This is a genomic window from Allobosea sp. GW821-FHT10B12 (genome assembly GCF_059415545.1).
In genome coordinates, this window is record NZ_JBWKNL010000004.1 from 476751 (window position 1) to 497297 (window position 20547).

General features: G+C 66.5%; 20 protein-coding genes. 12 read left to right on the forward strand and 8 right to left on the reverse strand.

Going from position 1 to position 20547, the window contains the following annotated elements:
• Window positions 1-28 precede the first annotated feature (28 nt).
• The 4 genes from AC07O0_RS16940 to AC07O0_RS16955 all read right to left on the reverse strand — a co-directional run bounded on the left by AC07O0_RS16940 (window position 29) and on the right by AC07O0_RS16955 (window position 3593).
• Window positions 29-1234: an ABC transporter substrate-binding protein gene (locus AC07O0_RS16940; RefSeq protein ID WP_494624848.1), complete on the reverse strand. Its 1206-nt coding sequence runs from the start codon at window positions 1232-1234 to the stop codon at window positions 29-31.
• A gap of 55 nt (window positions 1235-1289) precedes the next feature.
• On the reverse strand, window positions 1290-2036 hold the full coding sequence (locus AC07O0_RS16945; RefSeq protein ID WP_494624849.1) for an ABC transporter ATP-binding protein: 747 nt from the start codon (window positions 2034-2036) through the stop codon (window positions 1290-1292).
• On the reverse strand, window positions 2026-2790 hold the full coding sequence (locus AC07O0_RS16950; protein WP_494624850.1) for an ABC transporter ATP-binding protein: 765 nt from the start codon (window positions 2788-2790) through the stop codon (window positions 2026-2028). The genes AC07O0_RS16945 and AC07O0_RS16950 overlap by 11 nt, the downstream gene beginning before the upstream one ends.
• A 179-nt stretch (window positions 2791-2969) precedes the next feature.
• The gene (locus AC07O0_RS16955) at window positions 2970-3593 is read right to left on the reverse strand and encodes a TetR/AcrR family transcriptional regulator (protein ID WP_494624851.1); all 624 of its coding nucleotides are present in this window, start codon (window positions 3591-3593) and stop codon (window positions 2970-2972) included.
• 196 nt (window positions 3594-3789) lie between these two features.
• Between AC07O0_RS16955 and AC07O0_RS16960 the strand changes: the two genes are divergently transcribed.
• Genes AC07O0_RS16960 through AC07O0_RS16970 form a run of 3 tightly spaced genes read left to right on the forward strand, consistent with a single transcriptional unit; the run spans window position 3790 to window position 7055 of the window.
• Window positions 3790-4251, forward strand: coding sequence for a (2Fe-2S)-binding protein (locus AC07O0_RS16960; protein ID WP_494624852.1), 462 nt, complete (start codon window positions 3790-3792; stop codon window positions 4249-4251).
• Between the two features lie 3 nt (window positions 4252-4254).
• The gene (locus AC07O0_RS16965) at window positions 4255-6429 is read left to right on the forward strand and encodes a xanthine dehydrogenase family protein molybdopterin-binding subunit (RefSeq protein ID WP_494624853.1); all 2175 of its coding nucleotides are present in this window, start codon (window positions 4255-4257) and stop codon (window positions 6427-6429) included.
• Window positions 6429-7055, forward strand: a complete 627-nt coding sequence (locus AC07O0_RS16970) for an Isoquinoline 1-oxidoreductase subunit (RefSeq protein ID WP_494624854.1) — start codon at window positions 6429-6431, stop codon at window positions 7053-7055. Before AC07O0_RS16965 ends, AC07O0_RS16970 begins: the two co-directional genes overlap by 1 nt.
• Window positions 7056-7173: 118 nt before the next feature.
• Here AC07O0_RS16970 and AC07O0_RS16975 read toward each other — a convergent pair whose 3' ends face one another.
• Window positions 7174-8628, reverse strand: a complete 1455-nt coding sequence (locus tag AC07O0_RS16975) for an AMP nucleosidase (RefSeq protein WP_494624855.1) — start codon at window positions 8626-8628, stop codon at window positions 7174-7176.
• A 110-nt stretch (window positions 8629-8738) separates the two neighbouring features.
• Between AC07O0_RS16975 and AC07O0_RS16980 the strand changes: the two genes are divergently transcribed.
• The 4 genes from AC07O0_RS16980 (at window position 8739) to sucD (AC07O0_RS16995) (ending at window position 12057) form a co-directional block, all read left to right on the forward strand.
• Window positions 8739-9398 (forward strand): GntR family transcriptional regulator, encoded by a 660-nt coding sequence (locus AC07O0_RS16980; RefSeq protein ID WP_494624856.1) that lies wholly within the window; start codon window positions 8739-8741, stop codon window positions 9396-9398.
• Window positions 9398-9877, forward strand: a complete 480-nt coding sequence (locus AC07O0_RS16985; RefSeq protein ID WP_494624857.1) for an OsmC family protein — start codon at window positions 9398-9400, stop codon at window positions 9875-9877. The genes AC07O0_RS16980 and AC07O0_RS16985 overlap by 1 nt, the downstream gene beginning before the upstream one ends.
• 125 nt (window positions 9878-10002) lie before the next feature.
• Complete coding sequence (sucC, locus tag AC07O0_RS16990) at window positions 10003-11172, forward strand: ADP-forming succinate--CoA ligase subunit beta (RefSeq protein ID WP_494624858.1); 1170 nt, start codon at window positions 10003-10005, stop codon at window positions 11170-11172.
• Between the two features lie 3 nt (window positions 11173-11175).
• Window positions 11176-12057 (forward strand): succinate--CoA ligase subunit alpha, encoded by an 882-nt coding sequence (gene sucD, locus AC07O0_RS16995; protein WP_494624859.1) that lies wholly within the window; start codon window positions 11176-11178, stop codon window positions 12055-12057.
• 4 nt (window positions 12058-12061) lie between these two features.
• Here the strand turns inward: sucD (AC07O0_RS16995) and bhcR are convergent, their stop codons facing one another.
• The gene (gene bhcR, locus AC07O0_RS17000; RefSeq protein WP_494624860.1) at window positions 12062-12892 is read right to left on the reverse strand and encodes an HTH-type transcriptional regulator BhcR; all 831 of its coding nucleotides are present in this window, start codon (window positions 12890-12892) and stop codon (window positions 12062-12064) included.
• Window positions 12893-13135: 243 nt separating this feature from the next.
• On the opposite strand from bhcR, the gene gcl reads away from it, so the two are divergent.
• Genes gcl through AC07O0_RS17025 form a run of 5 tightly spaced genes read left to right on the forward strand, consistent with a single transcriptional unit; the run spans window position 13136 to window position 18587 of the window.
• Window positions 13136-14908 carry a glyoxylate carboligase gene (gcl, locus tag AC07O0_RS17005; RefSeq protein WP_494624861.1) on the forward strand — a complete coding sequence of 591 codons (1773 nt, stop codon included), beginning with the start codon at window positions 13136-13138 and terminating at the stop codon, window positions 14906-14908.
• 34 nt (window positions 14909-14942) lie between these two features.
• Window positions 14943-15728 carry a hydroxypyruvate isomerase gene (gene hyi / locus AC07O0_RS17010; protein ID WP_494624862.1) on the forward strand — a complete coding sequence of 262 codons (786 nt, stop codon included), beginning with the start codon at window positions 14943-14945 and terminating at the stop codon, window positions 15726-15728.
• A 45-nt stretch (window positions 15729-15773) separates the two neighbouring features.
• Window positions 15774-16664, forward strand: a complete 891-nt coding sequence (locus tag AC07O0_RS17015) for a 2-hydroxy-3-oxopropionate reductase (protein WP_494624863.1) — start codon at window positions 15774-15776, stop codon at window positions 16662-16664.
• A 20-nt stretch (window positions 16665-16684) separates the two neighbouring features.
• Window positions 16685-17740, forward strand: coding sequence for a 2-dehydropantoate 2-reductase (locus tag AC07O0_RS17020; RefSeq protein ID WP_494624864.1), 1056 nt, complete (start codon window positions 16685-16687; stop codon window positions 17738-17740).
• A 16-nt stretch (window positions 17741-17756) separates the two neighbouring features.
• Complete coding sequence (locus tag AC07O0_RS17025; protein WP_494624865.1) at window positions 17757-18587, forward strand: fumarylacetoacetate hydrolase family protein; 831 nt, start codon at window positions 17757-17759, stop codon at window positions 18585-18587.
• A gap of 65 nt (window positions 18588-18652) precedes the next feature.
• Here AC07O0_RS17025 and AC07O0_RS17030 read toward each other — a convergent pair whose 3' ends face one another.
• Window positions 18653-19378 carry a GntR family transcriptional regulator gene (locus tag AC07O0_RS17030; RefSeq protein WP_494624866.1) on the reverse strand — a complete coding sequence of 242 codons (726 nt, stop codon included), beginning with the start codon at window positions 19376-19378 and terminating at the stop codon, window positions 18653-18655.
• Between the two features lie 201 nt (window positions 19379-19579).
• Window positions 19580-20509, reverse strand: coding sequence for a succinate--CoA ligase subunit alpha (sucD, locus tag AC07O0_RS17035; RefSeq protein ID WP_494624867.1), 930 nt, complete (start codon window positions 20507-20509; stop codon window positions 19580-19582).
• Window positions 20510-20547: the final 38 nt, after the last annotated feature.

The window sequence follows — 20547 nt, forward strand, 5'->3', positions numbered from 1 at the left end:
AGCGACGCATTGGGACAGGCTCAGCCCGTCACTTCTTGACGAGCGGGCACTCGCTCTCGGCGAGCGGCTTGAAGGCCTCGTCCGCCTTCAGCACTGCGACCTGCTTGTAATAGTCCCACGGGCCCTTCGATTCGGAGGGCTTCTTGACCTCGAACAGATACATGTCGTGCATCTTGCGGCCGTCGACGCGGACCGTGCCCTTGCCGAACAGCGGGTCGTCGGTCGGCAGTTCCTTCATCTTGGCCATGACGGTGGCCGAGTCCTTGCTCTTGGCCGCCTCGACCGCCTTCAGATAGTGCAGCATGCCGGAATAGACGCCGGCCTGGACCATGGACGGCTTCTTGCCGCCATTGAGCTTGGCGAACCGCTCCGACCAGGCGCGGGTCCCGTCGTCCTTGTCCCAGTAGAAGGACTCGGTCAGCACCAGCCCTTGCGCCGTCTGCAGGCCGAGTGCATGCACGTCGGTGGCGAAGACCAGCAGACCGGCCAGCTTCTGGCCGCCGGCGACGATGCCGAACTCGCCCGCCTGCTTGATGGAGTTGATGGTGTCGCCGCCGGCATTGGCGAGGCCGATGACCTTGGCCTTCGACGCCTGCGCCTGCAGCAAGAAGGACGAGAAGTCGGTGCCCGGGAACGGCGTGCGCACGGCGCCCAGCACCTTGCCGCCGGCCTTGGTCACGACCGCGGCGGTGTCGCGCTCGAGCGCATGGCCGAAGGCGTAGTCTGCGGTGAGGAAGAACCAGCTGTCGCCGCCGGCCTTGGTCATGGCGCCGCCGGTGCCCTGCGCCAGCGCGTAGGTGTCATAGGTCCAGTGGACGGTGTTCGGCGAGCAAGCCTTGCCGGTCAGGTCCGAGGAGGCCGCGCCGGAATTGATGTGGACCTTGTTCTTCTCGCGCGTGATCTGGTTGACCGCCAGCGCGACCGAGGAGGTCGGCACGTCGAGGATCAGGTCGACGCCGTCCTGGTCGTACCATTGCCGGGCGATGGTCGAGCCGACGTCCGGCTTGTTCTGGTGGTCGGCCGAGACGATCTCGACCTTGATGCCCTTCTCGGCCGCCTTGAAGTCCTCGACCGCCAGGCGCGCGGCGATCACCGAGCCCTCACCCGAAAGGTCGGCATAGAGGCCGGAGCGGTCGTTGAGCACGCCGGCCTTGACCGAGATCTGCTGCGCCAGCGCCGGCGAGACCATCAGCGCACCCAGCGCCGTGGCCGCGAGCAATGTCTTGAGCTGCATGTTCTCTCTCCCTGGGATGTCTGATGTCCGTGTGGTTCTTGTTGGACGCCCTGCGTCAAACCCCGAGATAGCTGTGGAGCTTGTCGATATTGGCGTCGAGTTCGGCATTCGGGATCATGTCGACGACCTTGCCCTGCTCGACGACATAGTGGCGGTCGGCCACCGTCTGGGCGAAGCGGAAGTTCTGCTCGACCAGGACGATGGTGAAGCCCTTCTGCTTGAGCATCCGGATGGTGGCACCGATCTGGTCGATGATCACCGGCGCAAGGCCTTCGGTCGGCTCGTCGAGCAGGAGCAGATTGGCGCCGGTGCGCAGGATGCGGCCGATCGCCAGCATCTGCTGCTCGCCGCCAGAGAGCTTGGTGCCCTGGCTCCTGAGTCGCTCCTTCAGGTTCGGGAAGAGCGTGAAGATCTGCTCGACCGGCAGTCCGCCCGGCTTCACCTGCGGCGGCAGCATCAGGTTCTCCTCGACCGAGAGGGTCGAGTAGATGCCGCGTTCCTCCGGCACGTAGCCGATCCCGAGCCGGGCGATGGCGCGCGAGGGCAGCGAGATCGTCTCCTTCCCGGCGAAGTTGACCGAGCCCTTGCGCTTGCCGATCACGCCCATGATCGACTTCAGCGTCGTGGTCTTGCCGGCGCCGTTGCGGCCGAGCAGCGTTACCACCTCGCCCTCGCCGACATCGAGCTCGATGCCATGCAGGACATGGCTTTCGCCATACCAGGCCTCGAGCCCGCGCACCGCCAGCAGCGGTTTACCGCCGGTCGCCATGGCCGGGCGCTCCAGCACGGCTTCAGTGGCCATGGCCGACTCCCGATCCGATATAGGCTTCGACCACACGCGGATCCTTCGAGACGGTGGCATAGTCGCCCTCGGCCAGGACCTGGCCGCGGGCGAGAACGGTGATGCGGTCGCAGAGCGAGGCGACGACCGAGAGATTGTGCTCGACCATCAGGATGGTGCGGTCCTTCGAGACCTTGCGGATCAGGGCCTCGATGCGCTCGATGTCCTCGCGGCCCATGCCGGCCATCGGCTCGTCGAGCAGCAGCATCTCGGGCTCGAGCGCGAGCGTGGTCGCGATTTCCAGCGCCCGCTTGCGGCCATAGGAGAGTTCGCCCGCCGGCAGATCGGCGAAGGCGGACAGACCGACGGCGTCGACCAGCGCCAGCGCTTCACGATCGAGCGAGGATAGCACTTTCTCGGAGCGCCAGAAATCGAAGGAATCGCCGCGCTTCCTCTGCAGTGCGACGCGGACATTGGTCTTGACCGAGAGCTGGGGGAACACCGCCGAGATCTGGAAAGAGCGCACCAGCCCGAGCCGAGCGATTTCGGCGGGCTTCTCGCGAGAGATATCGCGGCCGTTATAGACGATTTGCCCGCGCGTCAGCGGCAGAAATTTGGTCAGAAGATTGAAGCAGGTCGTCTTGCCTGCGCCGTTCGGGCCGATCAGCGCATGGATCGACCCGCGTCTGACCTTCAGGTTGACGCCGTTGACGGCTGTGAAGCCGGCGAATTCTTTTGTGAGGCCTGAGGTCGATAGAATAATATCCTCAGACATCCGCCCTTAACCTTGGTCATTGCTGGATTGTTCGTTTCCCCGGGCGGCATGCTGCACCGCGCATATCGCCCATGTCAACGGCGCGGGTGTGCGCAAAAGCCCATGCGGAGGACGCGAAGCCCTCGCCTCTAGACGAAAGGCTTACGCATAAGGGCTAAAGCCCGGTCCTGGCGTTGGCGCTAGGCATCCTTCGCGACCGCTGCCGCGAAGACCACGGCGATCTCGCGTAGCCGGATCAGATAATCCTCGCAGGAGGGTTGCTCGCCATATTTGGCGCCGGCCGCGGCGCGCATCATCGTGGCGATCAGCGTTTCCAGAGGCAGGCCGCTGCGCTCGATGGCGATCTCGCCTTTTGCCGCGGCATCCTCGAACAGCTGACGAGCGAACCCGACGAAGATCGCCTCGAACGCGGCGAGCTCGGCCCCGGCGATGGCGACCATCACCGCCTTGAGCTCGCCGAGATGCTCGCCGGCGCTGAAGGCGCTGAAGGCGGTACCGTGATGGGCCGCCATGAGCGCGGCGAGCCGCTGCGCGAACGATCCGGGCGCTGCCAGCGCCTCGCGGCAACGTGTCTCGACTTGGCTGCCGAGGCCGGCGAGCATGGCCCGGAAGACGTCGTCCTTGCCTTTGAAATGGAGGTAGAGCGTGGCGCGGGCGACACCGGCCTCGCGCGCGATGTCGTCCATCGAGGTGCGTTTGTAGCCATAGCGGGCGAAGAGGCGCAGCGCCGCCGCCGCGATCTGCTCGATGCGGCCCTTGCCGTCCTCGCCGGACGCTACGGAACTTTCGCTGCGGTCGCTCATTTGCAGTCTTGACAGAATCCAAACTGTGCGCGACCATTCTAGTTAGACGCAAATCGTCTAACTCGTCTAGTCGCGCGACCCAAGACGACGGATCACCGCCCGCCTTCTGATATGTCAGAACGGGCCTGCGAGCGAGCCTCGATCCGGCTGCCATGGTGCCGCGCTGCGTCATGACCAGCGATCTCGCGAGGCAGCCATGGTCCACTCGATCAATATCAACGGCACGACGCATCGCGTCGATGTCGACGACGACACCCCACTGCTCTGGGTCCTGCGCGACAATCTCGGCCTGACCGGCACCAAGTTCGGCTGCGGCGTCGCGCAATGCGGCGCCTGCACCGTCTACATGGACGGCCAGCCGCTGCGCTCCTGCTCCATGCCGGTCTCGGGCATCGGCGAGGCAAAGATCACCACGATCGAGGCGCTCACCGGCAAGGAAGCACAGGCCGTGCAGGCGGCCTGGGTCAAGCACGACGTGCCGCAATGCGGCTATTGCCAGTCCGGCCAGGTCATGAGCGCGATCGCGCTGCTCAAGGAGATCCGCAAGCCGACCGACCGCGACATCGATCTCGCGATGAACGGCAATCTCTGCCGCTGCGCCACTTACGTCCGCATCCGCGCCGCCATCCACGACGCCGCGCGCACGCTGGAGGGCTGAGCCATGACCGCGCACGACATCAATCTTTCCCGCCGCAATCTCCTGAAGGGCGCCGGCGCCCTCGTCATCGGCATGAGCCTGCCGCAGGCCGGCCGGGCGCAATCGGGTGCGGCCCAGGTGTTCAAGCCGGGCGGCACGGCTGCTTTCGCGCCGAACGCCTTCATCCGCATCGCCGCCGACGACACCGTGACGGTGCTGGTCAAGCATATCGAGTTCGGCCAGGGCCCGTTCACCGGCCTCGCCACCCTCGCCGCCGAGGAGCTCGATGCCGACTGGGCCCAGATGCGGGCGGAGCATTCCGCCTCAGACCCCAAGCTCTATGCCAATCTCGCTTTCGGCATCCAGGGCACCGGCGGCTCGACCGCGATCGCCAATTCCTATGAGCAGATGCGCAAGGCCGGTGCGACGGCGCGCGCCATGCTGGTGCAGGCGGCCGCCGAGGCCTGGAAGGTGCCGGCCGCTGAGATCGGCATCGAGAAGGGCGTGCTGAAGCACGCTTCCGGCAAGCGGGGCCGCTTCGGCGAGTTCGCCGAGGCCGCCTCGAAGCTGCAGGCTCCGGCCGAGGTGAAACTCAAGGACCCCGCGCAGTTCAGGCTGATCGGCAAGGACGGCACGACGCCTCGCCTCGACAGCCTCGGCAAGTCGACCGGCAAGGCGCAGTTCACCATCGATATCCATACGCCGAACATGCTGACGGTGGTGGTCGCCCGGCCGCCGCGCTTCGGTGGCAAGGTCGCCTCCTTCGACGCGACCGAGGCAAAGAAGGTCAAGGGCGTCGTCGACGTCCAGCAGATCCCCTCGGGCGTCGCTGTCTATGCGACAGGGACCTGGCCGGCGCTGAAGGGGCGCGAAGCCCTGAAGGTGACCTGGGACGAGAGCGCCGCCGAGAAGCGCGGCAGCCGCGAACTCTTCGCCGAGTACCGCAAGCTCGCGCGGACGCAAGGCACGCTCGCCGGCAAGCATGGCGACGCCGAGGCGGTTCTCGCCAAGGCCGACAAGGTGATCGAGGCCGAATACGTCTTCCCCTATCTGGCGCACGCGCCGATGGAGCCGCTCGACGGCTATCTCGAATGGAACGCCCAGGGCGCGCTTGCTCGCCTCGGCAGCCAGCTCCAGACCATCGACCATCAGGTCATCGCCAAGGTGCTCGGGCTCGGACCGGAGAAGGTCCAGGTCGAAACCATGCTCGGCGGCGGCAGCTTCGGCCGGCGGGCGCAGCCGAGTTCCGAGCTTGCGGTCGAACTCGCAGAGGCAGCCAAGGCGATCGGGCCGAACCGGCCGGTCAAGCTGGTGCGCACCCGCGAGGACGATCTCTCCGGCGGCTATTACCGCCCGCTCTTCCTGCATCGCATGCGCGGTGCGGTGAAGGACGGCAAGATCACCGCCTGGAGCGCTGCGATCGTCGGCCAGTCCTTCCTGAAGGGCTCGCCCTTCGAGGCGATGATCAAGGATGGGATCGACCCGGTGATGGTCGAGGGCGCGAACGAGCTGCCTTACGAGGTTGCCGATTTCCGCTGCGACCTGCACACCGTCGATGTCGGCGTGCCGACCTTGTGGTGGCGCTCGGTCGGCCATACCCATACCGGCTATGCGGTCGAGTGCTTCATCGACCGTCTGCTGCAGGAAGCCGGGCAGGATCCGGTTGCCGGGCGGCTTGCCCTGATGGGCAAGCATCAGCGGCTCGCCAATGTGCTGAAAGCCGTCGCGGACCTCGCCAAGTGGAACGGCCCGGGCCCGACCGAGGGCCGTGCCCGCGGCGTCGGCGTAGTCGAGAGCTTCGGATCCTATGTCGCGCAGATCGCCGAGGTCTCGCTCGGCGAGGGCGGCGAGCCCAAAGTGCACAAGGTCTGGTGCGCGATCGATTGCGGTGTCGCGGTCAACCCCGACATCATCCGGGCTCAGATCGAAGGCGGCATCGGCTTCGGCCTCGGCCATGTCCTCTATGGCGAATTGACCCTCGACCAAGGCCGGCCGGTCCAGACCAATTTCGACAGCTATCGCTCGCTGCGCATCCATGAGATGCCGGAGGTCGAGGTCAGGATCGTGCCCTCGACCGAGAAGCCGACAGGCGTCGGCGAGCCGGGCGTGCCACCGATCGGGCCGGCGGTCGCCAATGCGCTGGCGCGGCTCGGACGCGAGCGGCCGCTCTCCCTGCCGATGGTCGGGGGGACGGTGTGATGCGCAGGGTCGCTCTCGCTTCCGCTGCGGCGGCCGTCACCTTGCTGCTCGGCAGTGCCTTGACGCTGGCGCAGACCGCGCCGGCGCCGCAGCCTGGCGGCGCGACACTGCGCCCGGCGGCGAGCTTCGCCAATATCGCCAATCAGCGCGACCGCTCGGTCGCGCTGTTCAACGAGATCGGCAAGGTGCTGCAGCATCCGCGCTGCATGAATTGCCACCCGGCGACGGAGCGGCCACGCCAGACCGACGCGCGGCAGCTACACCAGCCCATGGTCGTACGCGGCAAGGACGGGCATGGCGCACCCGGCCTCGCCTGCACCACCTGCCACGGCAAGCAGAACTTCGACCCGGCCGGCGTTCCCGGCGATGGTCACTGGGCGCTGGCGCCGGCCTCGATGGCCTGGGAGGGCAAGACACTCGGCCAGATCTGCGAGCAGCTCAAGGACCAGAACCGCAATGGCAGCCGCGATCTCGCGGCGATCGTCAAGCATGTCACCACAGACACGCTGGTGCTCTGGGGCTGGAACCCCGGCAAGGGCCGCCAGCCGGTGCCGGGCACGAACGCCCAGTTCGGCGAGTTGATGCAGGCCTGGGCCGATAGCGGAGCGGCCTGCCCGGCGGCGTAACCCGAGCCGGTAACCCCTGCCCCGTCATGGCCGGGCTTGTCCCGACCATCCACGTCTTCGCTGGGCGAAAGCCGTGTTCAAGACGTGGATGCTCGCCACAAGGGCGAGCATGACGGCATCAGCGGAACGGCGGCTCGTCGAAGCTCCTGAGCTTGCGCGAATGGATCGATGAGCCGGCTTCTTTCAGCTTTTCCAGCGCGGCGAGGCCGATCTTGAGGTGTTCGCCGACGGCACGCTCATAGAAGGCATTGGCGGCGCCCGGCAGCTTGATCTCGCCATGAAGGGGCTTGTCGGAGACGCAGAGCAGGGTGCCGTAGGGCACGCGCAGGCGGTAGCCCTGCGCCGCGATCGTGCCGGACTCCATGTCGATCGCGATGGCGCGCGACAGGTTGATGCGCTTGCGCTCCTTGGTCCAACGCAGCTCCCAGTTGCGGTCGTCCTGCGTCACGACGGTGCCGGTGCGCAGGCGCTGCTTCAGCCGGTCGCCCTTCTCGCCGGTGACCTCGGCGGCCGCCTGCTGCAGCGCGACCTGGACCTCGGCGAGCGCCGGGATCGGGATGTCCGGCGGCACCAGCTCGTCCAGAATGCCGTCCTGGCGCAGATAGGCGTGGGCGAGGACGTAGTCGCCGATGATCTGCGTCTGGCGCAGGCCGCCACAATGGCCGACCATCAGCCAGCAATTCGGCCTGAGCACCGCGAGATGATCGGTGATGTTCTTGGCATTGGAGGGGCCGACGCCGATATTGACCAGGGTGACGCCCTCGCCGGTCTCGCGGATCAGGTGGTAGGCCGGCATCTGGAAGCGGTGCCAGGGCGCCGACATCACCCGCTCGGCGGCGCTGACGTCGATGCCGTCGCGATCGATGCGGATGCCGCCCGGTGCGACCAGCGCCTGCGCCGTGCCGGCCTCGATCTCGGCCAGAGCGAGCCGGACGAACTGATCGACATAGCGGTGATAGTTGGTCAGCAGCACCCAGGGCTGCACGGCGCGCCAGTCGGTGCCGGTATAGTGTACCAGCCGGCGCAGTGAGTAATCCACGCGAACCGCGTCGAAGAGCGAAAGCGGGCGCGGCTCGCCCTCGACGATCTCGAAAGAGCCGTCGGCGACCTCGTCGCCGACCAGCGCGAGCAGCGGTGTCGGGAAATGGCGGGCGAGCTCGGCCGCCGTGACCGTGCCGCGGCCGAGCTCGTCGCCGCCGTCGAGCGCATAGGGATAGGGGATCTCCTGGCTACTGATGCCGGTCTCGATCGTTGCGCCATATTCCTCGACCAGCGGCTGGAGCTGGTCGAGCAGATAAGCGCGGAACTCGGCCGGCTGGGTCACCGTGGTCGAGTAGATGCCCGGCATGGAGAATTTCGCATAGCCGCGCCGCGTCGCCGCCGGCAGCTTCGACGGCTCGTAGCTGACGCGCAGCATCGGATAGCGATAGAGCGCCCGCTCTTCGATTGTCGGCGGCTGCGCGGTCAGGAAGAAGCGCTGCAGGTCGTTGCGCAATGCCGTCCGTGCCTGCTCGTAGAGCAGCTCCAGTCGGTCGACGGCCTCCTGCGGCGTGGCGGCGATCTCGAATGTCATGCGCGAACGACCTCTCGTTCGGCGTGCTTGTAGCTGGGCCGGCGAGCCCCTGACAACAGTGTCGATGCCGTGCGGCTTGCCGGCGAGCAAATTTCGGATACAATTATCCCATGACTATTGCTCGTCTCACCGCCGCCACGACCGCATCCACCCTCGCCCAGCGCCTGCGCGAGGCGATCGATGCCGGGCATTGGCGCCCTGGCGATTTGCTGCGCCAGGAACAGATCGCAGCCGAATACGGCGTCAGCCGCATCCCGGTGCGCGAGGCGTTGGCCCAGCTCCAGAACGAGGGGCTGCTCGAGGTTGCGCATTATCGCGGCGCCCGGGTAAGCCGGCCGCGGGCGGAGGAGATCGGCGAGCTCTTCGATCTCCGGCTGCTGGTCGAGAGCGACCTGCTGATGCGGGCGCTGCGCAGACATGCCCAGCGCTCGCTGCGCGAATTGAAGCGGCTTCAGGACGCTCTGGAAGATGCCAATGATCGTCTCGGCTGGATCGCCGGCGACATCGCCTTTCACGAGGCGCTCTATGGGCCAGCCGAGCGTCCGCGCAGCCTTGCCCTGTTCCGGCAGCTGCGGGCGCCGATCGACCGGTTCAGCGTGCAGGCACTCGGCCCCGGCTCGCGCAAGCAGGGTTGGGCCGATGAGCACCGCCGACTGATCGCGACGGTCGCGGCCGGCGACGCGGCTGCGGCCCAGAAAATCCTCGAACACCATCTGCAGGCGACGCGGGTAGTCGTGCTCGCGGCCTGCTCCGAGCAGGGAGACAATTGATGGCGACGCATGGCGCGACGATCACCTGGCAGCGCGGCGAGGAGCCATTCCTCGATAACCGCTACAGCCGCGCCCATCTCTGGCGCTTCGACGGCGGGCTGGAGGTGCCGGCCTCGAGCTCCCCGCATGTCGTGCGCGTGCCCTTCTCCAATCCCGCCAATGTCGACCCGGAGGAGGCCTACGTCGCGGCCTTGTCGAGCTGTCACATGCTCTGGTTTCTCAACCTGGCGGCGCTGCGCGGTTTTCGGATCGACAGCTATGCCGATGCGGCTGAAGGCGCGATGCTCAAGAACGCTGACGGCAAGGAGTGGGTCGCGACGGTGACGCTCAGGCCGCATGTCGTCTTCAGCGGGCCGAAGGCGCCGGACGAGGCCGCCGTCGAGACGCTGCATCATGACGCGCATGCAAACTGCTTCCTGGCCAATTCGGTGCGCTCGGCGCTGGAGACGCATGGCAGCTGGGATTATCGCGCCGCCTGAGAGCTACGGCATTGAAGTTTGGTGGGCTGGAGGATGATCGGTTGTTGACCTGACTGCAATCTGGCATAATGTATGCCAGAATATAACAGCGCCGCGAACGGCGCGACAGCGGGAGGGACCGGATCGTGAGAATCCATGAGTTCCAAGCGAAGCATTTGCTGGCTCGCTACGGGCTGACTGCGCCGGAAGGCAGTGTCGCGATCACCGCCCGGGAAGCCGGCGAGATTGCCCAGCGCCTCGGTGGCCCGGTGGTGATCAAGGCGCAGATCCATGCCGGCGGCAGGGCGCACGCTGGCGGAATCCAGCGGGTGGAGAACTCCGCCGCCGCTGAGGCCGCAGCCGGGGAATTGCTCGGCAAGCAGCTCGTGACCGCCCAGACCGGGGCGGCGGGCCAGATCGTCAGGCGCGTCCTCGTCGAGCGTGCATTGCCGGCGCGCCGCGAATTGCATCTCGCGCTGCTGGTCGACTCCACTTCGGGCGAGGTGATGCTGATCGGCAGCGAAAGGGGCGGCGCCGATATCGAGGAGCAGGCGGCGCGCGGCGAATTGCGCATCCGCGAGCTCAGGCTCGGTGCCGGCAACGAGGCACGGGTCCAGGATGTGGCGGAATTCGTCGCGACGCTCGGCCTGGAGGGAGCGCTGCATGCGCAGGGCTGCGCGCTCGTGGACGGGCTGCGCCGGGCCTTCGTCGAGCTCGACGCCAGCCTGATCGAGATCAATCCGCTCGCAATCACCGAAGACGGCAGGCTGGCGGCGCTCGACGCCAAGATGACGCTCGACGACAACGCCCTGTTCCGGCATCCCGAGCTCGCGGCACTGCGCGACGAGGACGACACCAGCGCCGCCGAACTGCAGGCCCAGCGCCATCAGCTCAACTATGTCCAGCTCGACGGCGATATCGGCATGGTCGCGAATGGCGCGGGTCTCGGCCTCGCCACGCTCGACATGGTCGTCGCGGCCAAGGGCCGGCCGGCCAATTTCATGGACATAAGGACCACGGCGAAGAGCCTCGACATCGCCCACGGCTTCGGGCTGCTGCTCGACAATCCGAAGACGCGCGCGATCCTGATCAACGTGCATGGCGGCGGCATGCAGGCCTGCGACACCATCGCCGAGGGGCTCGGTATCGCCTTGCGCCGCACCGGCCGCTCGTTACCGCTTGTCGTGCGCCTCGCCGGCAACAACGCCGATTTCGGGCGCTCGCGCCTGCAGAATTTTGGCTGTTCGGTGATCGATTGCCCGGACATGTGGACTGCGGCCACCAGGGCGGTCGCGCTGGCGCAGAAGGGAGCCTGAGCCATGGCCGTCTTTCTGAATCGCGAGACCCGTGTTCTCTGCCAGGGCATGACCGGCTGGGCCGGCACCTATCATGTCGCGCGGATGATGGAATATGGCACGCAGGTCGTTGGCGGCGTGACGCCGGGCAAGGGCGGCCGCTCGCACCTGAATTTGCCCGTCTATGAGCGCGTTGCAGAAGCGCGGCGTGAGACCGGCGCCAATGCCAGCATCGTCTTCGTGCCGCCGGCCAATGCCGCGGCCGCGATGATCGAGGCGATCGAGGCTGAGATGCCGCTGGTGGTTACCGTCACCGAGCGCGTGCCGACGCTGGACATGGTGCGGGTGCGTGCCGCGCTGAAGGGCGGGCGCACCACCCTGGTCGGCGCCAACTCGCAGGGTATCCTGGTGCCGGGCGTCGGCAAGGTCGGTGTGATGGCCACGGGCAGCGAGCGCCCCGGCGGCGTCGGGATCATCTCGCGTTCGGCCTCGCTGACGAGCGAGGTCGTGGCGCAGGTCACCGCGGCGGGGCTCGGCCAGTCGGCGACGATCGGCGTCGGGGGCGACCCGATCCATGGCATCGGCATGCGCGAATGCCTGGAACTCGTGCTGGACGATGCCGATACCGAAGGTGTGGTGCTGATCGGCGAGATCGGCGGCACGGAGGAGGAAGAGGTCGCCGAATACCTCTCCGGCACGCCGGCGTCGAAGCCTGTCGTCGCGCTGATCGTCGGCCGCGAGGCGCCGCTCGAGCGCCGCATGGGCCATGCCGGCGCGCTCACCTTGCGCGGCAAGGGCGATGCGGCGGGCAAGATCAGGGCATTGGAGGCTGCCGGGGTGCGGATCGCCCCGAGCGCCCATCTCGTCGGCGAGACCATCAGGCAAGCGCTCGCCGAGCGTGGCTAGCGCCTCACTCCCGCTTCGGCAGCCGGCCGCCGATCGAACGGGTGATCTCGTCGGCGGCGCGGCGGACCATCGGGCCGTAATCGTCGAGCTTGCGCGGCGTCACGCGCACGGTCGGGCCCGAGACCGAGACCCCGGCGATCGCCTCGGCATGCTCGTTGAAAATCGGCGCGGCGACGCAGCGCATGCCGAGCGAGCGCTCCTCGTCATCGAGCGCCCAGCCGTTCCGGCGCCCCTGCGCCAGCTCGCGCAGGAGCTCGCCGAGATCCGTGATCGTGTGCTCGGTGAAGCGTTCGAGCCGCCGGAGCGCGCAGATCTGGCGCACGCGATGCTCGGGGAACTCGGCCAGCAGCGCCTTGCCGACGCCCGAGGCGTGCATCGCGCCGCGGCTGCCGGCCCGGAAGAAGGCGCGCAGCGTGTCATGGCTCTCGACCTGCGAGATGAACACCACCTCGCCATTGTCCTCGATGCCGAGATTGACGGTCTCGCCGCTGGCCTCCATCAACGCATGCATGGTGGCGCGTCCCATGCTCGCGACGCGGCGGTTGCGCAGGAAGGCCGAGCCGGTCTTGAAGGCGCCGACACCGACCAGCCAGATGCCGCGTTCCATGTCGTGCTGGACGTAAGCGCGGCTCTCCAGCGTCAGCAGGATGCGATGCGCCGTCGAGGCCGAGACGCCCGAGCGCCGGCTGAGCTCGCTGAGCGTCAGGCCGTCTTCGTCGGCGAGAATCTCAAGCAGTGCCAGCCCGCGATCGAGCGCCTGCACCGCCCCGCCGGCGATCGCGGCTTTCAGCGAGCGCGGTCGCCCGCGTCCTTTCCGTTGCTCGATCGGGCCCATGCGCTCCTCCGTGACCACCGTCGGGACGGTAGCAGATCATGGATGGCTCGCCTTGGCCAATTCAAAGCGAAATCATTTTGCATAACTAAAATCTTGGCTATCTGAAATTATTGTAATATTTTGATTTTAAACAAGAAATTATTTTCTATCAGAACATGAAAAAATATTCTGAAATAAATTGACCGAGGCGTCTATCTGGAATTTGGTATGCCAGTACACGGTTTTCTCACGGGAGAACGGGCCATGCCGAAAATGAGAGCCGTCGAGGCCGCGATCAGGGTTCTGGAGCGGGAGGGCGTGATGCAGGCCTTCGGTGTGCCGGGGGCGGCGATCAACCCGTTCTATGCAGCGCTCAAGAGCCGGCAAAGCATCCGCCATATCCTGGCGCGCCATGTCGAAGGCGCCTCGCATATGGCGGAAGGCTATACCCGCGCCAAGGCCGGCAATATCGGCGTCTGCATCGGCACCTCCGGCCCGGCCGGCACCGACATGATCACCGGGCTCTATTCGGCCATCGCCGACTCCATCCCGATCCTGTGCATCACCGGCCAGGCGCCGCGTGCCCGGCTCTACAAGGAGGATTTCCAGGCCGTCGACATCGAGGCCATCGCCAAGCCGGTGACCAAATGGGCGGTGACGGTGCGCGAGCCGGCGCTGGTGCCGCGCGTCTTCCAGCAGGCCTTCCACATCATGCGCTCGGGCCGCCCGGGCCCGGTGCTGATCGACCTGCCGGTCGATGTCCAGATGGCCGAGATCGAGTTCGACGACGAGACCTATGAGCCGCTGCCGGTCTACAAGCCTGCCGCCTCGCGTCGCCAGATCGAGAAGGCGATGGCGATGCTGGACGCGGCCGAGCGGCCGCTGATCGTCGCCGGCGGCGGCATCATCAACGCCGATGCCGCGGAACTGCTGGTCGAATTTGCCGAGCTGACCGGCGTCCCTGTCGTGCCGACGCTGATGGGCTGGGGCGCGATCCCGGACGACCATCCGCTGATGGCGGGCATGGTCGGGCTGCAGACCAGCCATCGCTACGGCAACGCGACGATGCTCGCTTCGGATTTCGTGATGGGGATCGGCAACCGCTGGGCCAATCGCCATACCGGCTCGATCGAGACCTACACCAAGGGCCGCAAGTTCGTTCATGTCGACATCGAGCCGACCCAGATCGGCCGCGTCTTCAATCCGGATTTCGGCATTGTCTCCGACGCGAAGGCGGCGCTCGAGCTCTTCGTCGACGTGGCGCGCGAGCGGGAAGGGAAGGGGCTGCTGAAGAACCGGACCGGTTGGGCGCAGGACTGCCGCGATCGGCGCGCGACCATGCTGCGCAAGAGCCATTTCGACAATGTGCCGCTGAAGCCGCAGCGGGTCTATGAGGAGATGAACGAGGCCTTCGGCCGCGACGTCTGCTACGTCTCGACCATCGGCCTGTCGCAGATCGCCGGAGCCCAGTTCCTGCGGGTCCACAATCCGCGCCACTGGATCAATTGCGGCCAGGCCGGCCCGCTCGGCTGGACCCTGCCGGCGGCGCTCGGCGTGCGCGCGGCCGATCCCGAGCGCGAGATCGTGGCGCTGTCGGGCGATTACGACTTCCAGTTCCTGATCGAGGAACTGGCGGTCGGGGCGCAGTTCAAGCTGCCCTACATCCACATCGTCGTGAACAACTCCTATCTCGGCCTAATCCGCCAGGCCCAGCGCGGCTTCGATATGGATTTCCAGGTCGGGCTCGCCTTCGAGAACATCAACGCGCCCGATCTCGATGGATATGGCGTCGACCATGTCGCGGTCGCCGAAGGGCTCGGCTGCAAGGCGATAAGGGTGAAGAGCCCGAACGAATTCAAGGCCGCCTTCGCCCAGGCCAGGGCCTGGCTCCAGGAGCATCAGGTTCCGGTGGTGATGGAGTTCATCCTCGAGCGCGTCACCAACATCGCCATGGGAACCGAGATCGACAACATCGTCGAGTTCGAGGAGGTGCTCGATCTGCCTCTGCCCGAACCCGCGCTCCAGCCGGCCCAGTAAGTCCGATCAGTCGACGCCACCAGGGGAGAGACGCATGCCTCGCTTCGCCGCCAATCTGACGATGCTGTTCAATGAACTGCCCTTCCTGGAGCGCTTCCAGGCGGCGGCGGAGTCCGGCTTCAGCGGCGTCGAGTATCTGTTCCCCTATGAACACGACAAATATGAGCTGGCGGGTCGGCTGAAGCGCTGGAAGCTGACGCAGGTGCTGCACAACCTGCCGGCCGGAAACTGGGCCGCCGGCGAACGCGGCATCGCGATCCTGCCCGACCGGATCAGCGAGTTCCAGCGCGGCGTGTTCGATGCGATCGACTACGCCCTCAAGCTCGGCTGCAGGCAGGTCAACTGCCTTGCGGGCCTTGCACCGCAAGGCGTGGAGCATGCCAGGCTGCATGAGACGCTGGTCAACAATCTGCGATTTGCCGCCCACGAGCTGTCGCAGGAGGGCATCGCGCTGCTGGTCGAGCCGATCAACACGCGCGACATGCCGGGCTTCTTCCTGAACAGCACGGCGCAGGCGCTGAGCCTGCTCGACGACGTCGATTCATCCAACGTCTTCCTCCAGTACGACGTCTATCACATGCAGGTCATGGAGGGGGATCTCGCCCGCACGATCGAGGCCAATCTCGACCGGATCGCCCATATCCAGATCGCGGACAATCCAGGCCGCAACGAGCCAGGCACGGGCGAGATCAACTTCCCGTTCTTGTACCGGCATCTCGACGCCATCGGCTACGCTGGCTGGGTCGGCTGCGAATACAAGCCCGCCCGCAGCACCCGCGACGGCCTGACCTGGCTGCCGGGGCATCCGAAGGCTGCGTGACGGCGAGACGGTCGACGATCCAGTCGAACGGAGGATACGGTACTCATGGCGAATATCGGTTTCATCGGCCTCGGCATCATGGGCCGCCCCATGGCGGAACACCTGATCACTGGCGGCCATACGCTGCACATATCAAGCCATCACAAGGCGCCGGATGCCGAGCTGCAGGCGAAGGCGATCACGGTCCACCCGACGCCGAAGGCGGTCGCAGCGGCGAGCGAGATCGTCATCCTGATGCTGCCGGACACCCCGCAGGTCGAGGAGGTGCTGTTCGGCACCAACGGCGTGGCACTCGGCCTGAACAAGGGCAGCGTCGTCGTCGACATGAGCTCGATCTCGCCGATGGCGACCAAGGAGTTTGCGCAAAGGATCGAGGCGAACGGCTCGTCCTATCTCGACGCGCCGGTCTCGGGCGGTGAGGTCGGCGCCAAGGCGGCGAGCCTCACCATCATGGTCGGCGGGCCGCAAGGCGCCTTCGACACGGTCAAGCCGCTCTTCGAGCTGATGGGCAAGAACATCACGCTGGTCGGCGGCAATGGCGACGGTCAGACCACCAAGGTCGCCAATCAGATCATCGTCGCGCTGACCATCGAGGCGGTCGGCGAGGCCTTGCTCTTCGCCTCCAAGGCGGGCGCCGATCCCGCCAAAGTGCGCCAGGCGCTGATGGGCGGCTTCGCCTCCTCGAAGATCCTCGAGATCCATGGCGAGCGCATGGTCAAGCGCACCTTCAATCCGGGTTTCCGCATCGGATTGCACCAGAAGGACCTGAATCTAGCCCTGTCGACGGCGCGCTCGCTCGGCGTCTCTTTGCCGAATACGGCGACGGCACAGGAGCTGTTCAACGCCTGCGTCGCCCATGGCGGCAAGGACTGGGATCACTCGGCCATGGTGCGGGCGCTGGAGATCATGGCGAACCACCAGGTCGCAACGTCATAAGAGCAAGAAAGGGGAGGCCGATGAAGATCTGCATCTACGGCGCCGGCGCGATCGGCGGCTATATGGGCGTGATGCTCAAGCGCGGCGGGCTCGACGTTTCGCTCGTGGCGCGCGGCGCCCATCTGGAGGCGATCAAAGCCAAGGGCCTGACCCTCGTCACCAAGACAGAGACGATCACCGAGCAGATGCCGGCGAGCCGCGATCCACGCGATCTCGGCCAACAGGATGTCGTGATCGTCGCGCTCAAGGCGCATCAGGCTTGGGAGGCGGCGGAGGATCTGAAGCCGCTGCTCGGACCCGAGACCGCCGTCGTCACCGCCCAAAACGGTGTGCCGTGGTGGTATTTCCACGGGCTGGACGGTGCCTATGCCGATCTGCGCCTGCGCAGCGTCGACCCCGGCGACCGGCAGTGGAACGCGATCGGCCCCGAGCGCGTCATCGGCTGCACGGTCTACCCGGCGACCGAGATCATCGAGCCCGGCGTGATCAAGCACGTCTATGGCGATCAGTTCGGCCTCGGCGAGCCCAACCGCCAGGAGAGCGGGCGGCTGACGCGCTTCGCCGAGGCGATCGCTGCCGGGGGCATGAAGCCGAGGCTCTTCACCGATATCCGCGACGATATCTGGCTCAAGCTCTGGGGCAATCTCTGCTTCAACCCGATCTCGGCACTGACCCATGCAACGCTCGACGTCGTCGCCACGGAGCCCGGCACGCGGGGACTTGCCCGCCGCATGATGCTGGAGGCGCAGGAGATCGGCGAAAAGCTCGGCGTCCATTTCCGCGTTGATGTCGAGCGCCGGATCAATGGCGCGGCCGGCGTCGGCGCGCATCGCACCTCGATGCTGCAGGATCTGGACAAGGGCCGGCCGCTCGAGATCGACGCCTTGCTCGGCGCGGTCCAGGAGATGGGGCGGCTGACCGAGACGCGCACACCCTTCATCGATGCCGTGCTCGGGCTCGTCCAGCAGATGGCCAGCATCAAGGGGCTCTATCCGACCTTCCCGCCCGAGGCACTTGCGGGGGAGGGGGCGGCCGAATCCGCTCCGGAGCAGCCGCTCCAACTAGCGGCCTCGTGACGGGAGAGACGGTGCCATGTTGAACGCGACCATCGAGCAGGCAGCGCGGACGGAGAAGAGCCAGGCGAGAGCGCGTTGGGTGCGCTTTGCGTATGCGGGCCGCGAACGCTTCGGCACGCTTATTGGCGGGACAATCGCGATCCACAGCGGCGACATGTTCGCCGGCGCGCGGCCGACGGGCGAAAGGGTGCCGCTCGACGAGGTCACGCTGCTGGCGCCGAGCACGCCCTCCAAGATCATTGCGCTCTGGAACAACTTCCACGCGCTCGCCGGCAAGCTGGCGATGCCGGTGCCGCCGGAGCCGCTCTATCTGATGAAGGCGCCGTCCTGCATGGCGGCACCGGGCTTCGCGGTGATGCGCCCGCCATCCTATGCCGGCAAGGTCGTCTATGAGGGCGAGCTCGGCATCGTCATCGGCCGCAATTGCAGCCGGGTGAGCCCGCAGGCCGCGGGCGAGTTCATCTTCGGCTATACCTGCGTCAACGACATCACGGCGCTGGACCTGATCGCCGCCGACCCAACCTTCCCGCAATGGGTTCGCGCCAAGAGCTTCGACGGCTTTGGGCCGTTCGGGCCGGCGATCGCCACGGGCCTCGACCCGCGGGAGCTCACGGTCCGGACGCTGCTGAACGGCCAGGAGCGTCAGAACTATCCGATCGCGGACATGATCTTCCAGCCGCATGAACTGGTCAGCCGGCTCTCGCACGACATGACGCTGCTGCCCGGGGATCTGATCTGCTGCGGCACCTCGCTCGGCGTCGGCGCCATGAAGGAGCCGGTCAACACGATCGAGGTGGCGATCGAGGGCATCGGCACGCTGGTGAACGCCTTCGTGCAGGGCGGCTGATCGGGGCGGACTCTTTTGGCGCAAGTCCGGACGCAAAACCGCTACGCACTTTCGCTGGACTTGCTCTAGTCGAAGATGTCGGCGTGCTGGTCGACATAGGCGGCGAGGCCGAGCGTGTGGTCGCGGCACAATTGCTCGGCCAGTGCGGTGTCGCGCCGCTCCAGGGCCTCGATGATCCTGAGGTGCTCGACGATCGAGCGGCTGGCGCGGTCGTCGCGCCCGATCGTCATCTGGCGGATGCCGCGCACATGCAGCAGCAGGTTGTCGGTCATCTCAACGAGCAACTGCGACTTGCTCAATCCGATCAGGGTCTGATGGAAGACGAGATTGGCCGACGAGTATTCGCCGACATGGTCGGAGGGCTTGTGGGCCTCGTCGAAATCCTTGAACAGCGTGCGCAGCTTGCCGATTTCGGCGTCGCTGGCGCGCTGGATCAGGAGGCGTGCCGCCATGCTTTCCAGCGCCGCCCAGGCCTGGATCATCTCGACGATCTCGCTCTTGGTCTTCTTCAGCACCATGATGCCGCGGCGCGGCAGCGACTTCACCAGCCCTTCCTGCTCGAGCATCGCGACGGCCTCGCGCACCGGCGTGCGGCTGACGCCGAGCTGCTCGGAGAGCTGCCGCTCGTCGATCCAGGTCGGCTCGGATGAGCCGTAGATGTCCATGGTGATGATCGCCTGCTTCAGCGAGGCGTAGACCTTGGTCTTGAAGGTCTCCTCGGGCACGAAGCGCTGGAGGGCGAGCTGCTGCGTCGCGCTGGCAGGTGTGGTCGTGGCGCTGGGGGCTTTCAAGGTCGCTGCTCCTGCTTTCTGCAGCGCATAGCGCCCGGCTGACGCTACGTCCATGCGGGAGATGAAGCGGGTCTCCGTATGCGGTTCAAAAAAGAGGCCCCGCGACGAGCTTGTCGCAGGGCCATCAAGGGAGGAGGTCGGACCCGCCGGACGTCGCGGGATCAGGCCGGCTGGACGTGGCTGAAAGTCAGGCAGCGGCGGTCAGAAGGACCATTCGATCTCGGCGCAGCGCTTCTGGATGCCGACTTCACCGTTGAGTAGCTCCATCAGCGTCTTGCCGAGGCGCGCCGGCGAGGGCGAGACCTTGATCCCGGCCGCTTCCATCGCCGCGATCTTGTCCTCGGCGCCGCCCTTGCCGCCCGAGATGATCGCGCCGGCATGGCCCATGCGGCGGCCGGGAGGGGCGGTGCGGCCGGCAATGAAGCCGACCATCGGCTTGGATCGCCCGCGCCTGGCCTCGTCCTTGATGAACTGCGCCGCGTCCTCCTCGGCCGAGCCGCCGATCTCGCCGATCATGACGATCGACTCGGTGGCGGGGTCGGCGAGGAAGAGTTCGAGCATATCGATGAATTCGGTGCCCTTGACCGGGTCGCCGCCGATGCCGACCGCGGTGGTCTGGCCCAGCCCCTCGCAGCTGGTCTGGAACACCGCCTCATAGGTCAGCGTGCCCGAACGCGAGACGATGCCGACCGAACCGCGCTTGAAGATGTTGGCCGGCATGATGCCGATCTTGCTCTCGCCGGCAGTGACGATGCCGGGGCAGTTCGGCCCGATCAGCCGGGACTTGGAACCAGTCAGCATGCGCTTGACCTTGATCATGTCCATCACCGGGATGCCCTCGGTGATGCAGACGATCAGCGGGACCTCGGCGTCGATCGCCTCGCAGATCGCGTCCGCCGCGCCCGGCGGCGGGACGTAGACGACCGAAGCGGTAGCGCCGGTCTTCTCCTTGGCCTCGGCGACCGTGTTGAAGACGGGCAGGCCAAGATGGCTCTGGCCGCCCTTGCCGGGGGCGACGCCGCCGACCATGCGCGTGCCATAGGCGATCGCCTGCTCGGAATGGAAAGTGCCGTTCTTGCCAGTGAAGCCCTGGCAGATAACCTTGGTGGTCTTGTCGATCAGGATGGACATGTTCGCTCCCCCTAGATCACGTTGCATTGGTGCGGTTT